Origin of the sequence: Kitasatospora sp. NPDC056651, assembly GCF_042792155.1 — a bacterium.
In the GTDB taxonomy this organism is placed as follows: Bacteria; Actinomycetota; Actinomycetes; order Streptomycetales; family Streptomycetaceae; genus Kitasatospora.
In genome coordinates, this window is the sequence record NZ_JBHTWX010000038.1 from 1 (window position 1) to 14,572 (window position 14,572).

The following is a 14,572-nucleotide window of genomic DNA, read 5'->3' on the forward strand; positions in this document are numbered from 1 at the left end:
ACGGAGACCTTAGACAAGCCTCATCGTCCCAGTTCAGAAGGCACTTTCGCGTTCCCGCTCATGATCCGGACACGGCCCCAAGTGAAACGCACAGGCTAGCCGTCCGACCGGAGCCGCTTTCCTTGCCCTTTCGAAGCCCCCGGAATTCCGGGGGCTTTTCCGCATTTCCGGCCAGCTGACGAAGTCAGGTCCCGTTCATTGCTGCAAGGCCCGGCCCGGCGAAACATTTGTGCTATCTCCCGACGACAGGAAAGGGACTCGGAAATGCCGAAGACAGCAATCGCCGGCGGCGGAATCGGCGGTCTGGCGACCGCGCTGAGCCTGGCCCGGCGCGGGCACGACGTTGTGGTGCTCGAACGCCGGGACTGCTTCACCGAGATCGGCGCCGGCATCCAGCTCGGGCCGAACGCGTTCCAGGCGCTGGACCGGTTGGCCGTCGGCGACGCGGTCCGGGCCCGCGCGGTGCACATCGACGAACTCCGCTTCATGGACGGCACGACCGACGAGAAGGTCGTCTCGATGCCGCTCACCGGTGCCTACCGGGCCCGCTTCGGCAACCCGTACGCGGTGGTGCACCGCATCGACCTGTACGAGCCGCTGCTGGCCGCCTGCAGAGCCGAACCCTCCGTGGAGCTGCGCGTCGACTGCTCGGTGGAGCGCTACGACCAGGACGCCGACGGCGTGACCGTCCAGCTGGCCAACGGCGAGCGGGTCCGCGCCGACGCGCTGATCGGTGCCGACGGCATCAACTCCTTCGTCCGCAAGCAGCTCGTGGGCGACGGCTACCCGAAGGTGTCCGGGCACACCATCTACCGCTCGGTGATCCCCATGGAGGAGGTCCCCGAGGAGCTGCGCTGGAACACCGTCACGCTGTGGGCGGGCCCCAAGTGGCACTTCGTCCACTACCCGATCGGCAGCGGCGAGTTCCTCAACCTGGCCGCCACCCGCGACGACGGCGCCACCGAGGCCGTGCTCGGCCTGCCGGTGGAGCGCGACCACGTCCTGAACGAGTTCCCGGGCCTCGGCGAGACCGCCCGGCGCCTGCTGGAGCTGGGCCGGGACTGGAAGTCCTGGGTGCTGTGCGACCGGGACCCGGTGGAGCGCTGGACCGACGGCCGGGTCGTCCTGGTCGGCGACGCCGCCCATCCGATGCTCCAGTACGCCGCCCAGGGCGCCTGCCAGGCCGTCGAGGACGCGGTGGTGCTCGGCGAGCTGATCGGCACCGAGCCGGCCGACTTCGCCCAGCGCTTCGAGAAGTTCAACGCCGACCGCCGCGAACGCACCGGCGCCATCCAGCTGCTGGCCCGCGAGATGGGGCGCCGGCTGTACCACCCGGCGGGCGAGGCCGCCGAGGCCCGCAACGCCATGCTGCGCTCGCTGTCCGACGAGGACCTGTACCGGAAGGTCCAGTGGCTGCACGGCGGCGAGGTCGGCACCGGCCGCGGCCCCGGACCCGTCCCGGTGATCGAGCGCACGGTCTGATCCCGTCCCCCCGACCGCCCCTTGTGAGAGGAGTACATCCACCATGCGTCACGACAACCTGTACATCACGGGCGTGGGGGCCTGGTACCCCAAGCCGGTTCCGGTCGAGGAGGCCATCGAGGCCGGCCTGTACGACGACGCCGCCCGGCGGCGCTCCGGCCAGACCGCCGCGACCGTGGCCGGCGACGAGGACACCCAGCCGGTGATGGCGGTGCGGGCCGGAAAGCTGGCGCTGCGCCACTCCGGCCTGGACACGGGCGAGTTCGGGCTGCTGCTGCACGCCACGGGCGCGTTCTGCGGCCTGGACGGCTGGAACGTCGGCTCCTACCTCCAGCACCAGGTGCTGGACGGCAACGGGCTGTCCTTCGAGGTCAAGCAGCAGTCCAACGGCGCCATGGCGGCGATCGAGCTGGCCGCGGCCTTCCTCGCCGCCCGCCCCGAGCGGCAGGCCGCGATGATCACCTCCTCGGACCGCTTCGTGATGCCGACGTGGAACCGCTGGCGCACCTACCCGGGCCTGGTGTTCGGCGACGGCGCGAGCGCCGCGGTGCTCTCCCGCACCGGCGGCTTCGCCCGGATCGCCTCGATCGTCACGGAGAGCCGGTCCGACCTGGAGCGCGCCCAGCGCGCCGGACTGGAGTTCACGCCGTACCCCGACTTCGACGACCCCAAGGCGTACCCGATCAACCTCATCGACCGGATGCAGGCGTTCGCGGACGAGGAGCACGGCGGCCGCATCTCCGAGGTCTTCAAGCGGATGAACGAGGCCCTGATCCTGTCCGTCGGGCGGGCGAGCGAGGAGGCCGGGGTCCGGCCGGAGGACATCGACCACCTGGTCTTCCCGAACTTCGGCAGGACGATGCTGCGCCAGGAGGTGCTCACCCCGCTGGGGCTGGACGCCGCCAGGACGCCGGTCGAGTTCGTCCGGGAGACCGGACACGTCGGTGCCACCGACCAGTTCGGCGGCCTGGAGTACCTGGTCCGCACGGGCCGCCTGGAGGCGGGCCGGCGGGTGCTGCTGTGCGGCATCGGGCTCGGCTTCAACTGGACCAGCGCGATCCTGGAGATCGACGAGGTCCCCGCCCCGGTCGCCGGCTGACCGGCGGCACCACGGCGAAGGGCCCGGACACCTCCTCGGTGTCCGGGCCCTTTCGGCGTGCGATCGTCAGGAGGCCCGCATGGCCTCCAGCTCCGCCAGGTCCTCCTCGGTCAGCCGCAGCGCGGCCGCGGCGACGTTCTCCTCCAGGTGCCCCACCGACGAGGTGCCCGGGATGCACACCAGGCTGGGGGAGCGGTGCAGCAGCCAGGCCAGGGCCACCTGGTAGGCGGTGACGCCGTGCCGCTCGGCCACCAGGTCGACGGGCTTCGCGTCCAGCGGCACGTTCAGCGGGACCTTGGCGTCCTTGCCCGGGGTCTTCTCCGCGCCCAGCAGGGTGTAGGTGCCGAGCGGGAAGAAGGACATGTACGCGATGCCGGCCTCCTCGCAGGCCCGCAGGGTCGGCTCGTCGTCCCGGCGCACGACGTTGTACTCGTTCTGCACGCACACCACGGGGGCGATGGAGCGGGCCTCGGCGAACTGCGCCGGGGTGACGTTGCTGATGCCCAGGTGCCGGACGAGGCCCTGCTCCCGCAGCTCGGCGAGGGCGCCGAACGGCTCGGCGATCGACTCGTCCGGGCCGATGCCGCCGGCCTCGGCGACGATCCGGAGGTTGACCACGTCGAGGTGGTCACGGCCGAGGTTGCGCAGGTTGGAGTGGACCGCCTCGCGCAGCTCCTGCGGGGACAGGGCGGCCGGCCACTCCATGTCCGGGGTGCGCTTGGCGCCGATCTTGGTGATGATCACCAGGTCGTCGCCGTAGGGGTGCAGGGCCTCGCGGATGAGCTCGTTGACCACGTGCGGGCCGTAGTAGTCGCTGGTGTCGATGTGGTTGACCCCGAGCTCGCGCGCCCGGCGCAGGACGGCGAGGGCGCTCTCGCGGTTCTTCGGGGGGCCGTAGACGCCGGGGCCGGCCAGCTGCATCGCGCCGTATCCCATGCGGTTGATGGTCAGTTCACCGCCGAGGGTGATGGATCCCGCGGCGGCGGCAGGGGCGACGGATTGCGTGGTCATGGATGAACTCTCCTTGTCGGGAACGGATGTGACGGTGGATCGGTGAATCTGGTCAGCGGCCGGCGCGGCGCAGGGCGCGGCCCAGGCAGATCCAGAGCAGCGCGGCGGCCGCCACCACGACGACGGCGTCCACACCGAGGGAGAGCCGGACCCCGGAGAGCACGGCGTCGGCGTGCGAGCCGGCGCCCTCCAGTGTGTGGATCCGGCTGCTGGCGATGGCGCTGAGCACCGGGGTGCCCATGGCGAGCGCCACCTGCTGGGTCATCGTGGCCAGGCCGGTGGCCAGGCCCTGCTCGTCGTTCGGCAGGCCGGTGGTCGAGGTGACCATGTACGCCACCACGCCCATGACGTGGCCGAAGGAGCCCACGGTCATCACGGCCAGCACCAGGACGATGCCACCGCCGCCGCCGGTGACCAGGAACACGCCGAGCGGGCCGACGAGTTGGAACACCAGACCGGCGACCAGGGTGGTCCGGTTGCCGTACCGGCCGATGATGCGCGGGGCGAAGGCGCCGCCCAGGAAGGCGGAGACGCCCAGCGCCGAGAAGGCGATCCCGGTGGCGAGCGCCGAGTAGCCGTGGACCTCCTGGAGGTACAGGGTGACCAGGAAGATCCCGCCGGTCTGCATGGTGATCAGGGCCATGCCGCCGAAGTTGCCCCAGCGGACGGTCGGCCGGCGCAGGATGCCGACCGGGGCGAGGGGCGTCTCGGTGCGCAGCTCGATGCGGTAGAAGGCGACGAGCAGCGCGGCGCCGACGAGGACGCAGCCGAGCACCAGCGGGTCGCCCCAGCCCATGTCGGGGCTGCGGGAGACGCCGTAGACCAGCGCGACCAGGCCCGCGCTCACCGTGACGGCGCCGGGGACGTCCATCCGCGGGCGGTCGGTGGAACGGCTCTCCTTCAGGAGCACCGGCGCGAAGGCCACGATGGCGAGCCCGATCGGCACGTTGAGCAGGAACGACCAGCGCCAGCTGAGCAGCCCGGTGAGCAGGCCGCCGGCCACCGCGCCGACGGTGAAGCCGAGCGAGATCATGGTGCCGTTGACGCCCAGAGCCTTGGCCCGCAGCGGGCCGTCGGGGAAGGACGTGGTGAGCAGCGCGAGCGCGGACGGGGTGGCCATCGCGGTGGCGACGCCCTGGAGGACCCGGGCGACGATCAGCACCGACGGGCTCTGCGCGACCGCGCCGAGGACGGACGAGGCCACCAGCAACCCGATGCCGGCCATGAACATCAGGCGTCGCCCGTAGAGGTCGGCCATCCGTCCGAAGAGCAGGGTGAATCCGGCGGAGGTGAGCGCGAACGCGGTGGTGATCCAGTGCAGGTTCCCGACCGAGAAGCCGAGGCCCGAACCGATCACCGGGATCGCGACGTTGAGCAGGGGGAGGTCCGCCGCCAGCAGGAAGGTGGAGCTGAGCAGCAGGACGAGCACGGACCGCTGGTGCGGGGTCATTCGGGGCGGAGCCGCGGTATCCACATCCACGGTGTGTTCAGCGTCCAGCACGGACATGGTGAAATCCCTTTCGTGCGAGTTTGAGTCATGTTCCGGGAGGATCCGAAGGGCTGTCGATCGGCGGCCTTTCACTTCGTCAGGTAGCCGAAATCCGTCTGACGAAGTGCGGGCTCCCTGACAGAGTCCGCCGCTCGCACTGCGGACGATCACCCGGCGGTGGCCAGAATTCGGCCAGATCCGTTCCGTACGTGCAGCCCGGAGGTTCGCCGCCATGACCCAGCAGGCCGATCTGGAATCCCTCTACTCGTCCGACCCGGCCGTCGTGACCGTCTGGTCCGACATCGGCTGCCCCTGGGCGACCCTGGCCCTGCACACCCTGCACGCCGTGGCCCGGGAGCGGGGCTCGGAGGTCGTGGTCGACCACCGGGTCTTCCCGCTGGAGCTGTTCAACTCCGAGCCCACGCCCAAGCCGATCATCGACGCCGAGACGGTGGCGATCGGCGCGATGGTGCCCGAGCTGGGCTGGCGGATGTGGCCGGGACCGGACTGGCGCTACCCGGTCACCACCCTGCCGGCGATGGAGGCGGTGCAGGCCGCGAAGGCGGCGGCGGTCGGCGGGCTGCCCGCCAGCGACCAGCTGGACGCCGCGCTGCGGCTGGCCTTCTACGGCGGCGGCCGGTGCATCAGCGTCACCTCGGAGATCCTCGCCGTCGCCGCCGAGTGCCCGCTGGTCGACGAGGCCGAGCTGGCCGGGGCCCTGGAGCGCGGCACCGCGCGCCCGGCGATCCACCGCGACCTCGCGGTGGCCCGCGGACCCCGGGTGCAGGGCAGCCCGCACCTGTTCACCGCCGCCGGTGCGGACGTGCACAACCCGGGAGCCACCTTCCGGTGGACGGGAAACCCCTACGAGGGCGGATTCCCGCACTTCCTTTCCTATTCACGGGACTGGGCCGAGGAAATCCTCGACAAGGTGGCGCCCGGCGCCCCGACCCAGGCCGGCTGATCCGTTTCCGCATTCCCTGAAGGGGGCCCGAAGTTGTCCACTGCAGACCCGATTCTCGAACTTCCCTACGGCGTCACGCCCGACCCTGACGAATTCCTCCGCGCCGCGATCCGCTGGCACTTCTCCGAGGAGACCGGGGCGCCGTTCTGGCTGGAGCGCGCCGACCGGCTGGAATTCTCTCCACTGAGAGACGTCCGCACCTTCGACGACCTGAAGCTCTTCCCGAACTTCGCCAACGAGCTCCGCGACGTGCGGGCCGAGGACCTGATACCGCGCGGCTACGGCCCCCGCCCGAAGGTCGTCGGCGTCTTCGACAGCGGCGGCACCACCGGCGCGCCCAAGCGCGTGGTGATGCTCCAGGAGTGGCTCGACCTGCTGCTCGCCCACAGCAACGCCCAGCTCGACGCGCACGGCGTGCCGCGCGACGTGAACTGGCTGATGGCCATCCCCTCGGGGCCGCACATGGTCGGTGCCTCCTTCCAGCAGCTGGTGGCCGAGCGCGGCGGGCTCTCCTTCTCCGTCGACGTCGACCCGCGCTGGGTGAAGAAGATCATCGCCAGGGGCGAGCAGACCGAGGCCGACCTGTACACCGAGCACCTGATCGACCAGCTCCAGCACCCCCTGCGCTCCCAGGACATCGGCGTCCTGATGCTCACCCCGCCGGTCCTGGAGCGGCTGTGCCGCCGTGACGAACTGGTCGACCTGGTGCGCAAGAAGGTCAAGGCCATCATGTGGGTGGGCACCCAGCTCGACCCGGACACCCGCCACCTGTACCGCACCGAGCTGTTCCCGGACGCCGTGCTGTGCAGCGGCTTCGGCAACACCATGACGCTCGGCCACGTCAGCGAGCGCCCCGGCCTCACCGACGACGAGCCGTGCGTCTACGACCCCTTCTCGCCGTACATGACGTACAACGTCATCGACCTCACGGAGCGCCGGCCGGTCGAGTACGGCGAGCGCGGCCGGGTCGTCATGCACTACGTCGGCAAGAGCCTGTTCCTGCCCAACAACCTGGAGCGGGACTTCGGCACCCGGATCCGGCCGCTGCCCGGCCAGGTCGGCGACTCGGTCGCGGACATCGCGCCGGTCGCCGAGTTCGACCAGGAGAAGGTCATCGAGGGGGTCTACTGATGGACGAGCCGCACCTCCTCGACGCGCTGGGCCCCTCCGGCCCGTACCGCTCCCGCAAGCGCGAGACCGTCACCGACACCGCCGGTCTGCCGGTCGCCGAACTCAGCCTCACCCCACGGCTGTTCGTCACCCGCGCGCTGTCGTCCCTGCACCGGGCGGCGCCGCTGCCGCTGGAGCGGCGGCTGGCCGCGCTCGCCGAGGCCGGGCGGATGTTCCGCGAGGACACCGTGAACGGCCTGCCGTACGAGGCGTACGAGCAGACGGTGGCCCGGGTCTCCGGCATCCCGCTGCCCGCCGTGCGGTCCGCCGCCGACGAGATCGCCGACTCCGCGCAGCGCGCGCTGGCCGGCGCGTACGGCGCGCTGCCCGGTGGCGCGGTGCTCGACTGGCGGGACCCGCGCACCCGGACCGGCGCCGCGGTGTGGACCCGGCGCGGCGATGTCCTCGCCGTCAACGCGGCCGGCAACCACCCGGCCCCGCACGCCCTGTGGCTGGAGGCCCTCGCCCTCGGCTACCGGGTCGCGATCCGGCCCTCGCGGCGCGAGCCCTTCACCCCGCACCGGCTGGTGACGGCGCTGCGCGCGAGCGGCTTCGGCGACGACCACGTGGCGCTGCTGCCGACCGACCACGCGACGGCCGACGAGGTGCTGCTGGGCGCCGACCTGGCCCTGGTGTACGGCGGTGACGACGTGGTGCGCAAGTACTCCGCCGACCCCACCGTCCTGGTCCAGGGCCCCGGCCGGACCAAGATCCTCGTCACCGAGGGCGCCGACTGGCGCGCGCACCTGGAGACGATCGTGGACTCGATCGCCCACCACGGCGGCGTCAAGTGCGTCGACGCCACCGCGGTCCTGGTCGAGGGCGACCCGGCGCCGCTGGCCCGCGCCCTCGCCGAGCGCCTCGGCGCGCTGCCGAGCCTGCCCGCCGAGGACGAGAAGTCCGCGCTGCCGGTCCAACCGGTCGACCGGGCGCGGGCGTTGGAACGGCACCTGCTGGAGCGCGCCAGGGGCACGGTGGCCCACCTCGGCGGCGACGGCGTGGTGGAGGAACTTCCGGGCGGGGGAGCGGTGCTGCGCCCGGCGGTGTTCGAGGCGCCCGACCTGAAGGGCGGCTGGCACACCGCGGAACTGCCCTTCCCCTGCGTGTGGGTGGCCCCCTGGAGCCGCGCCGAGGGGACGGGCGAGCTGCGCGACACGCTCGTCCTCGGCGTCCTCAGCGGCGACCGGGACCGGGACGCCGACCTGGTCGACGAACTGGTCGACGACCCGACCGTCGCCAACGTGTACCTCGGCGACCACCCGACCCACTGGATGGACCGCGGTGTGCCGCACGACGGCTACCTCGGCGACTTCCTGATGCGGACCAAGACCGTCATACGCGGCTGAGCGAAAGGCCAGGCATCGTCATGACCGACCCACACCGACCGGAGGCCGACGCCCGGCCCGCCGCCGTCCTCAGGGGCCTCGGCACCTTCCTGCCGCCGCGCGCGGTCACCAACCACGAGCTGTCCCAGCGGCTGGACACCAGCGACGAGTGGATCCGCACCCGCACCGGCATCCGGGAGCGGTACTGGGTGGAGCCCGGCACGGCCACCGGAGACCTCGCCGTCGAGGCGGGGGGCAGGGCGCTGAAGTCGGCGGGCGTGGACACCGTGGACGCGGTGGTCCTCGCCACCACCACGCCGGACCACCCCTGCCCGGCCACCGCGCCCTGGGTCGCCGCCCGGCTCGGCCTCCGCGGGGTGCCGGCCTACGACGTCGCCGCCGTGTGCGCCGGCTTCGTGTACGCCCTGGCCAACGCGGCGGGGCTGATCCTCGCCGGAGTCGCGGACCGGGTGCTGGTGATCGGCGCGGAGACCTACTCCAGCATCCTCGACCCGGCCGACCGCAACACCGCGGTGATCTTCGGGGACGGCGCCGGCGCCGTCGTCCTGGAGGCCGGCCGCTCCGACGAGCCCGGCGCGCTGCTGGGCTTCGACCTGGGCAGCGACGGCGAGCAGCACGACCTGATCGCCATCCCCGGCGGCGGCTCCCGGCAGCGCTCCGGCGGCCTCGCGCCCGACCCGTCGCAGGCCTACTTCACCATGCAGGGCAAGCGGGTGTTCACGCAGGCGGTGACCCGGATGAGCGACTCGTCGCGGACGCTCCTGGAGCGGCTCGACTGGCCCAGCGAGTCCGTCGACCGCCTCGTCGGCCACCAGGCCAACGTCCGCATCCTGCACGCGGTGGCCGACGACCTGGGCATCGCCCGCGAGCGCGCCGTGGTGAACCTGGACCGCGTCGGCAACACCTCCGCCGCGTCCATCCCGCTGGCCCTCGCCGACGCGGCCGCCGACGGCGACCTGAACCCGGGCGAGCGGGTGCTGCTGACCGCGTTCGGCGGCGGCCTGGCCTGGGGTTCCGCGGCCCTGGTGTGGCCCGACGTCACCCCGAACTGACGCGACCCGCACGACGACCGACGCCAAGACGACCGAAGCCGAGACGACCCGAAAGGTGGACCCCATGACCGCCCTCGCCGAGAGCACGCTCGCCGAGCACATCGCCACGATCATGGCCGAGAAGTTCGACATCCCGGTGGCCGAGATCGACATCACCGCCGGCTTCTCCACGATGGACCTGGACTCCCTCGACCTCGTCGAGCTCGCGGTGATCCTCACCCGGCAGTACGGGATCGAGCTGGAGGAGCACGAGATATCCGACGCCGGCTCCATCGAGGCGACCGTCGCGCTGATGCGGGACAAGGGCCTCGAGATCGCCTGAGCCTGAGCCAGAGCCAGAGCCAGAGCCAGAGCCAGAGCCAGGGCCCGGACGTACGCGTCCGGGCCCTTTCGCGTGCCCTCCCGCGCGGCCCGTCCGGCGGGGCCGCCCCCGCCGGCCGCCGCCCCCGCACACGCGACGGTGCCCCGGCCTCTGCCAGGCCGGGGCACCGCGGGGTCGTGCGGGGCGGGTCACACCGTCGTCTTGCGGTCCAGCACGAGGTCGTGGCCCACGATGTACGACGCGTCGTCGGACGCCAGCCAGAGCACCGTGTCGGCGATCTGCTCGACGCTCGCCCCGCGGCCCAGCGGGCAGGGGCTGATGGCGTTGATGCGGATGCCGCGGTCGGCGTACTCGCGGGCCGCGGTCTGGGTGAGCGCGCTGACGGCGGCCTTCGACGCGGCGTACGCGCCGAGCCCGGGCAGCATTCCCTGCGCGCCGATGTTGCTCGCGGTGTTCACGATGACGCCGTGGCCGGCTTTCTCCATGTGCGCGATCTCGTGCTTCATGGCCAGCCAGACACCGGTGAGATTGGCGGTCAGGGTTTCCGACCAGACCTTTTCGCAGATTTCCCCGACGGGCTGGGTCGGGCCCAGTTCCGTCACGTTGTTGAAGGCCACGTCGACGGTTCCGTGCCGGCGCACCGTCTCGGCGATGATGTATTCCGCTCCGTCCTCGCCCAGGCCCGCCGGGTCGGCCACGACCCGGTCGGCCTTTCCGCCCTGGCGGGCGATCGTGTCGCAGGTCGCGTCCAGGGTCTCCAGGTAGCGCCCGGCCACCACCACGGTGGCGCCCTCGGCGGCGAAGGCGATCGCGGCGGCCCGCCCGATCCCCTCTCCGCCCCCCGTCACCAGAACGACCTGGCCGGCGAATCGTGTCGACATCGACGTTCCCCTTTTCTTCTCGCGTCGCCATTCACCTCGAGGCTGCCCCCAACTCCTCCGGGCGGCAACGAAGGGCCGGGTTTCCTGTCAGGTCGTCCCGCACATCTGACGGAGTTCCGGTGGGGCGATTGCCGACGGCTCGGCGGCTCTTCGAAACTTCCCTTCGGCAGGTACCGCTCAGACCGAAGGGAATTCCATTGCTGACGATTTCATGGACCCGGGTCATCGACGGGATGGACTGGGAGACGCACCGGGCACCCACCCGGGACGGGCTGTGGCGGGCCATGCTGCACAAGGCGGAGAACCCCGTCCTGTACGTGCCCGCCATCACCTCCTCCCGGATCGTGGAGCGCTACCCCGACGGCTTCCTGCGCGAGTCCCGGCGCGGCGAGCGCTTCCTCGTCCAGCGGGTCACCCCGAACGAGAGCGCCGGCGTCATCACGTTCCGGCACCGGGACTCGACCGACCTCTCGGTGATCCGCAACCAGATCGGCACCGACGACACGGGCCGGCTCACCCTCACCCTCAGCATCACGCTGGACGAGGGCCCGACCGAGACCGCGCTGTCGCAGAGCGAGTACCTGCGCGACCTGGACAGCGACTTCTGCGGCACGCTCAAGGCGATGACGGTGGTGCTGCGCCGCACGGCGCTGCACGGACGCCCGAACGACGGTCCGTGACCGCCCTCCACCGACGGCGGCCGCCCGCCGACGCCGAATCGCCCGGGCAGGCCCACGGGGGTGGGTCTGCCCGGGCGATCGGGGAGGGGCGTCACGGTACCGGGGACTCCAGCGGAGGCGGCGACTCCAGGGCCAGTCCGTACCCGGCCAGGCGGGTCAGCGAGTGCACTCCCTCGACGGTCGCCTCGACGTCGAACAGCGTCCACTGCGCCGGCGGCCGTCCGATCAGCTCGGCGGCCCGCGGGGGCAGCGGCCGGGCGGCGGCCTCGGCCGACTCCCAGAGCAGCACCGCGCCCCAGCGGTCGGTGGCGGGGTCGGAGATCCAGAACTTCAGCCGGAGCCCCTCCACCCGGGCGAACCGGTCGACGGCCTCCTCGCGCAGGAACTCCCGCAGCGAGTCGATCGTCCGGCCCGTCCCGGCCAGGTCCCACCAGACCACGGCCGCCTTGAGCCCGGGAGTCCCGCTCATGCGCGCCTCCCGACGGCGAACCGGTTCATGCCGCCTGCCTCATCGGCCCGCCGACGAGCGCGCCCAGCGCGTCGCCGAGGATGCGCATCCCGTCCGCGGTGAGCACCGACTCCGGGTGGAACTGCATCGAGCGGAACCCGGGCCCGCGCAGGGCGTGCACCTCGTGGGTGACCGGGTCGCGGCTGACCTCGACCGTGCCGATGCCGGGCGCCTCGTAGCGGGTGCCGGCGTTGCGGGCCGCGAAGGTGTTGTAGAAGCCGACCCGCTCGCGGCGTCCGAACAGGTCGATCTCCCGCTGCACGCCCTGGTTCGGCCGGTCCCGGCGCACCAGTGGCAGGCCGAGCCGCAGGCTGAGCACCTGGTGGCTCAGACACACGGCCGCGAACGGCCGGCCCTCGGCGAGCAGGGTCTCCACCGCCCCGCTCAGGTGCGCGATCTTCGGGTGGCCGGTGTCCCGCGGGTCGCCCGGGCCCGGCCCCAGCACCACCAGGTCGTGGTCGTCGAGGGAGTACGGCTGGTCGAACCGGCGGACCGTCACCTCGGCGCCCAGGGCCCGGAGTTGGTGCCCGAGCATCGCGGTGAAGGTGTCCTCCGCGTCGACCACGATCACCCGCTGCCCGTCGAGCAGCCCGGTACCGTCCTGGCGGTCCGCGTCGGGCGCCAGCCAGAAGCCGGCCAGACCCGAGTTGCGCCCGTCCAGCGCCGCCCGCACCGAGGGGTGGGCGCCGAACCGGCGCGGGGCCGTCTCACCGAAGGCGGCCAGCAGTCCCGAGGCCTTGGCGCGGGTCTCGGCGACCTCGGAGAGCGGGTCGGAGTGGCGCACCAGGGTGGCCCCGACGCCGACGCGCATCCGGCCGTGCGCGTCGATGTCGGCGGTGCGGATCACGATCGCCGTGTCGAGGGTGCGCTCGCCGCTCCCGTCGCGGCCGATCATCGCCAGGACACCGCTGTAGTAGCCGCGGCCCTCGGGCTCGTACCGCTCGATCACCTTGCAGGCGCTCTCCAGCGGGGAGCCGGTGACGGTCGGTGCGAACAGGGTCTCGTGCAGCACCTCCCGGGGGTCGCGGTCGGTGCGGCCCTCGATGAAGTACTCGGTGTGGGCGAGCCGGGCCATCTCCTTGAGGTAGGGCCCGACGACGCTGCCGCCGTTCTCGCACACCCGGGCCATCATCTTCAGTTCCTCGTCGACGACCATGTACAGCTCGTCGGCCTCCTTGCGGTCGGCGAGGAAGTCCATGACGCCGGGCAGCGTGGGCCCCGAGTCCGGATAGCGGTAGGTGCCGCTGATCGGGTTCATCACGGCCAGGCCGCCGACCACGCTGACGTGGCGCTCGGGCGAGGCCCCGACGAGGGTGCGCTCGCCGGTGTGCACGATGAAGGTCCAGTACGCGCCCGACTCCCGCTCCAGCAGCCGCCGGAAGAGGCGCAGCGCGGCGCCGACCGAGTAGTCGCCGATGTCGGCGACGAAGGTCCGCTTGACAACGAAGTTGGCGCCCTCGCCGGTGCCGATCTCGTCCTTGATGATCCGCCGGACGATCTCGGCGTAGGCGTCGTCGTCGACGTCGAAGGCGCCACCGGGGGCGAGCCGCACGGGTGCGTCGGGGACGCGCAGGCGCACCTCGTCGAGGTCGACGACGGCCTGCGCCTCGACGGTCATCGCGAGCAGCGGCGTCCCGTCGTCGCGCGCCGCGAAGCCGCGCTCGGCGATCTGCCGGTAGGGGATGAGCGCCAGCACGTCCTGGTGCGGTCCGTCGCCGGCCGGGGTGGCGGTGTCGAGCGGGATGTCGGCCAGGGTGTCGACCTCGGCCACGCTGCCGAGCAGGACGTCGAGGCGGTCCGGGCCGTTGGTGTCGGGCCGGTAGACGAGGGCGAAGGGGCCCGGTCGCGGTCCGAGGACGCGGCCGAGCAGGTCGTCCGTCACGCCGCACCTCCGGAGAGGGCGAGTTCGCGGTCGGCGGGCAGGGGCAGCGAGGCCAGCAGGCCGTCCGTCAGGGCGATCGAGGCGCAGCGCGCGGTGGCGTACTCCAGGGTCATCCGGTGGTGGCGCCGGCCGAAGTCGGCGATGGCGTCGGCCACCACGAACGGCTGGATGTCGTGGCTGAACGCGTCCAGGGCGGTCATCAGGACACCGACGTGGGCGTACACCCCGCAGATGACGAGCTGGTCGCGGCCGCCGTCGCGCATCCGCTGGAGGAGTTCGGTGTTGTGGAAGGCGCTGTAGCGCCACTTGGTGAACACCCAGTCGCCGTCGGCGGGTGCCACCGGGGCGACGACCTGGCGGTCCTCGGGGCTGGTCGTCATGCCGGGGCCCCAGATGTCCTTGAGCAGCCCGCGCTGCTCCTCGGTCATCCCGCCGGGCTGGGCGGTGTAGGCGACGGGAACGCCGAGGGAGGCGAGGCGCTCGCGCAGTCGCGCGGTGTTGCGCACCATCGACTCGACGGGCTCCTGTCCGGCCGGGAACGCGGCGAGGAAGTACTTCTGGAGGTCGTGCACCAGCAGCACGGCGCGGTCGGGGTCGACCGTCCAGTCCACCGTGTTCGCCGGCAGGTCGGCCGCCGTCGGCAGGGGGTAGGGGCGAATGGGAGGTATGCCTGGCACAGGTGGTGC

Annotated in this window: 14 protein-coding genes; 8 read left to right on the plus strand and 6 right to left on the minus strand. The window is 72.3% G+C overall.

Annotated features, from left to right (window positions below; genetic code table 11):
• The first annotated feature begins 264 nt into the window (after positions 1–264).
• Positions 265–1,482 (plus strand): 3-hydroxybenzoate 6-monooxygenase, encoded by a 1,218-nt coding sequence (locus ACFRAR_RS17000; RefSeq protein ID WP_380698854.1) that lies wholly within the window; start codon positions 265–267, stop codon positions 1,480–1,482.
• Positions 1,483–1,525: 43 nt separating this feature from the next.
• Complete coding sequence (locus tag ACFRAR_RS17005; RefSeq protein WP_380698855.1) at positions 1,526–2,581, plus strand: ketoacyl-ACP synthase III family protein; 1,056 nt, start codon at positions 1,526–1,528, stop codon at positions 2,579–2,581.
• A 66-nt stretch (positions 2,582–2,647) separates the two neighbouring features.
• Here the strand turns inward: ACFRAR_RS17005 and ACFRAR_RS17010 are convergent, their stop codons facing one another.
• Complete coding sequence (locus tag ACFRAR_RS17010; RefSeq protein WP_380698856.1) at positions 2,648–3,592, minus strand: oxidoreductase; 945 nt, start codon at positions 3,590–3,592, stop codon at positions 2,648–2,650.
• Positions 3,593–3,644: 52 nt separating this feature from the next.
• Positions 3,645–5,042, minus strand: coding sequence for an MFS transporter (locus tag ACFRAR_RS17015; protein WP_380698857.1), 1,398 nt, complete (start codon positions 5,040–5,042; stop codon positions 3,645–3,647).
• Between the two features lie 271 nt (positions 5,043–5,313).
• Here ACFRAR_RS17015 and ACFRAR_RS17020 point away from each other — a divergent pair, with 271 nt between their 5' ends.
• From ACFRAR_RS17020 to ACFRAR_RS17040, 5 genes are all read left to right on the plus strand, one after another.
• On the plus strand, positions 5,314–6,045 hold the full coding sequence (locus tag ACFRAR_RS17020; RefSeq protein ID WP_380698858.1) for a DsbA family protein: 732 nt from the start codon (positions 5,314–5,316) through the stop codon (positions 6,043–6,045).
• A 33-nt stretch (positions 6,046–6,078) separates the two neighbouring features.
• Positions 6,079–7,176 (plus strand): phenazine antibiotic biosynthesis protein, encoded by a 1,098-nt coding sequence (locus ACFRAR_RS17025; RefSeq protein ID WP_380698859.1) that lies wholly within the window; start codon positions 6,079–6,081, stop codon positions 7,174–7,176.
• Positions 7,176–8,561: an aldehyde dehydrogenase family protein gene (locus ACFRAR_RS17030; protein ID WP_380698860.1), complete on the plus strand. Its 1,386-nt coding sequence runs from the start codon at positions 7,176–7,178 to the stop codon at positions 8,559–8,561. Before ACFRAR_RS17025 ends, ACFRAR_RS17030 begins: the two co-directional genes overlap by 1 nt.
• Before the next feature lie 20 nt (positions 8,562–8,581).
• Complete coding sequence (locus ACFRAR_RS17035) at positions 8,582–9,613, plus strand: beta-ketoacyl-ACP synthase III (RefSeq protein ID WP_380698861.1); 1,032 nt, start codon at positions 8,582–8,584, stop codon at positions 9,611–9,613.
• Between the two features lie 64 nt (positions 9,614–9,677).
• Positions 9,678–9,935: an acyl carrier protein gene (locus ACFRAR_RS17040; RefSeq protein ID WP_380698862.1), complete on the plus strand. Its 258-nt coding sequence runs from the start codon at positions 9,678–9,680 to the stop codon at positions 9,933–9,935.
• Between the two features lie 188 nt (positions 9,936–10,123).
• On the opposite strand, the gene ACFRAR_RS17045 is transcribed toward ACFRAR_RS17040, so the two are convergent.
• Complete coding sequence (locus ACFRAR_RS17045; RefSeq protein ID WP_380698863.1) at positions 10,124–10,816, minus strand: SDR family NAD(P)-dependent oxidoreductase; 693 nt, start codon at positions 10,814–10,816, stop codon at positions 10,124–10,126.
• Positions 10,817–11,013: 197 nt separating this feature from the next.
• Between ACFRAR_RS17045 and ACFRAR_RS17050 the strand changes: the two genes are divergently transcribed.
• The gene (locus ACFRAR_RS17050; RefSeq protein ID WP_380698864.1) at positions 11,014–11,496 is read left to right on the plus strand and encodes an AtaL-like protein; all 483 of its coding nucleotides are present in this window, start codon (positions 11,014–11,016) and stop codon (positions 11,494–11,496) included.
• Between the two features lie 91 nt (positions 11,497–11,587).
• Here the strand turns inward: ACFRAR_RS17050 and ACFRAR_RS17055 are convergent, their stop codons facing one another.
• The 3 genes from ACFRAR_RS17055 to ACFRAR_RS17065 are packed head-to-tail and all read right to left on the minus strand — an operon-like array spanning position 11,588 to position 14,563.
• Positions 11,588–11,965, minus strand: coding sequence for a hypothetical protein (locus ACFRAR_RS17055; RefSeq protein ID WP_380698865.1), 378 nt, complete (start codon positions 11,963–11,965; stop codon positions 11,588–11,590).
• Positions 11,966–11,990: 25 nt separating this feature from the next.
• Positions 11,991–13,886, minus strand: coding sequence for an anthranilate synthase family protein (locus ACFRAR_RS17060; protein ID WP_380698866.1), 1,896 nt, complete (start codon positions 13,884–13,886; stop codon positions 11,991–11,993).
• Entirely contained in the window at positions 13,883–14,563 is a 681-nt protein-coding gene (locus ACFRAR_RS17065; RefSeq protein ID WP_380698867.1) for an isochorismatase family protein, read from the minus strand. Before ACFRAR_RS17065 ends, ACFRAR_RS17060 begins: the two co-directional genes overlap by 4 nt.
• Positions 14,564–14,572 lie beyond the last annotated feature (9 nt).

Excerpts from the sequence above, each read along its gene's own strand:
- ACFRAR_RS17000 (WP_380698854.1), top strand. The coding sequence starts at position 265 with ATGCCGAAGACAGCAATCGCCGGCGGCGGAATCGGCGGTCTGGCGACC.
- ACFRAR_RS17005 (WP_380698855.1), top strand. The coding sequence starts at position 1,526 with ATGCGTCACGACAACCTGTACATCACGGGCGTGGGGGCCTGGTACCCC.
- ACFRAR_RS17010 (WP_380698856.1), bottom strand. The coding sequence starts at position 3,592 with ATGACCACGCAATCCGTCGCCCCTGCCGCCGCCGCGGGATCCATCACC.
- ACFRAR_RS17015 (WP_380698857.1), bottom strand. The coding sequence starts at position 5,042 with ATGACCCCGCACCAGCGGTCCGTGCTCGTCCTGCTGCTCAGCTCCACC.
- ACFRAR_RS17020 (WP_380698858.1), top strand. The coding sequence starts at position 5,314 with ATGACCCAGCAGGCCGATCTGGAATCCCTCTACTCGTCCGACCCGGCC.
- ACFRAR_RS17030 (WP_380698860.1), top strand. The coding sequence starts at position 7,176 with ATGGACGAGCCGCACCTCCTCGACGCGCTGGGCCCCTCCGGCCCGTAC.
- ACFRAR_RS17035 (WP_380698861.1), top strand. The coding sequence starts at position 8,582 with ATGACCGACCCACACCGACCGGAGGCCGACGCCCGGCCCGCCGCCGTC.
- ACFRAR_RS17040 (WP_380698862.1), top strand. The coding sequence starts at position 9,678 with ATGACCGCCCTCGCCGAGAGCACGCTCGCCGAGCACATCGCCACGATC.
- ACFRAR_RS17045 (WP_380698863.1), bottom strand. The coding sequence starts at position 10,816 with ATGTCGACACGATTCGCCGGCCAGGTCGTTCTGGTGACGGGGGGCGGA.
- ACFRAR_RS17055 (WP_380698865.1), bottom strand. The coding sequence starts at position 11,965 with ATGAGCGGGACTCCCGGGCTCAAGGCGGCCGTGGTCTGGTGGGACCTG.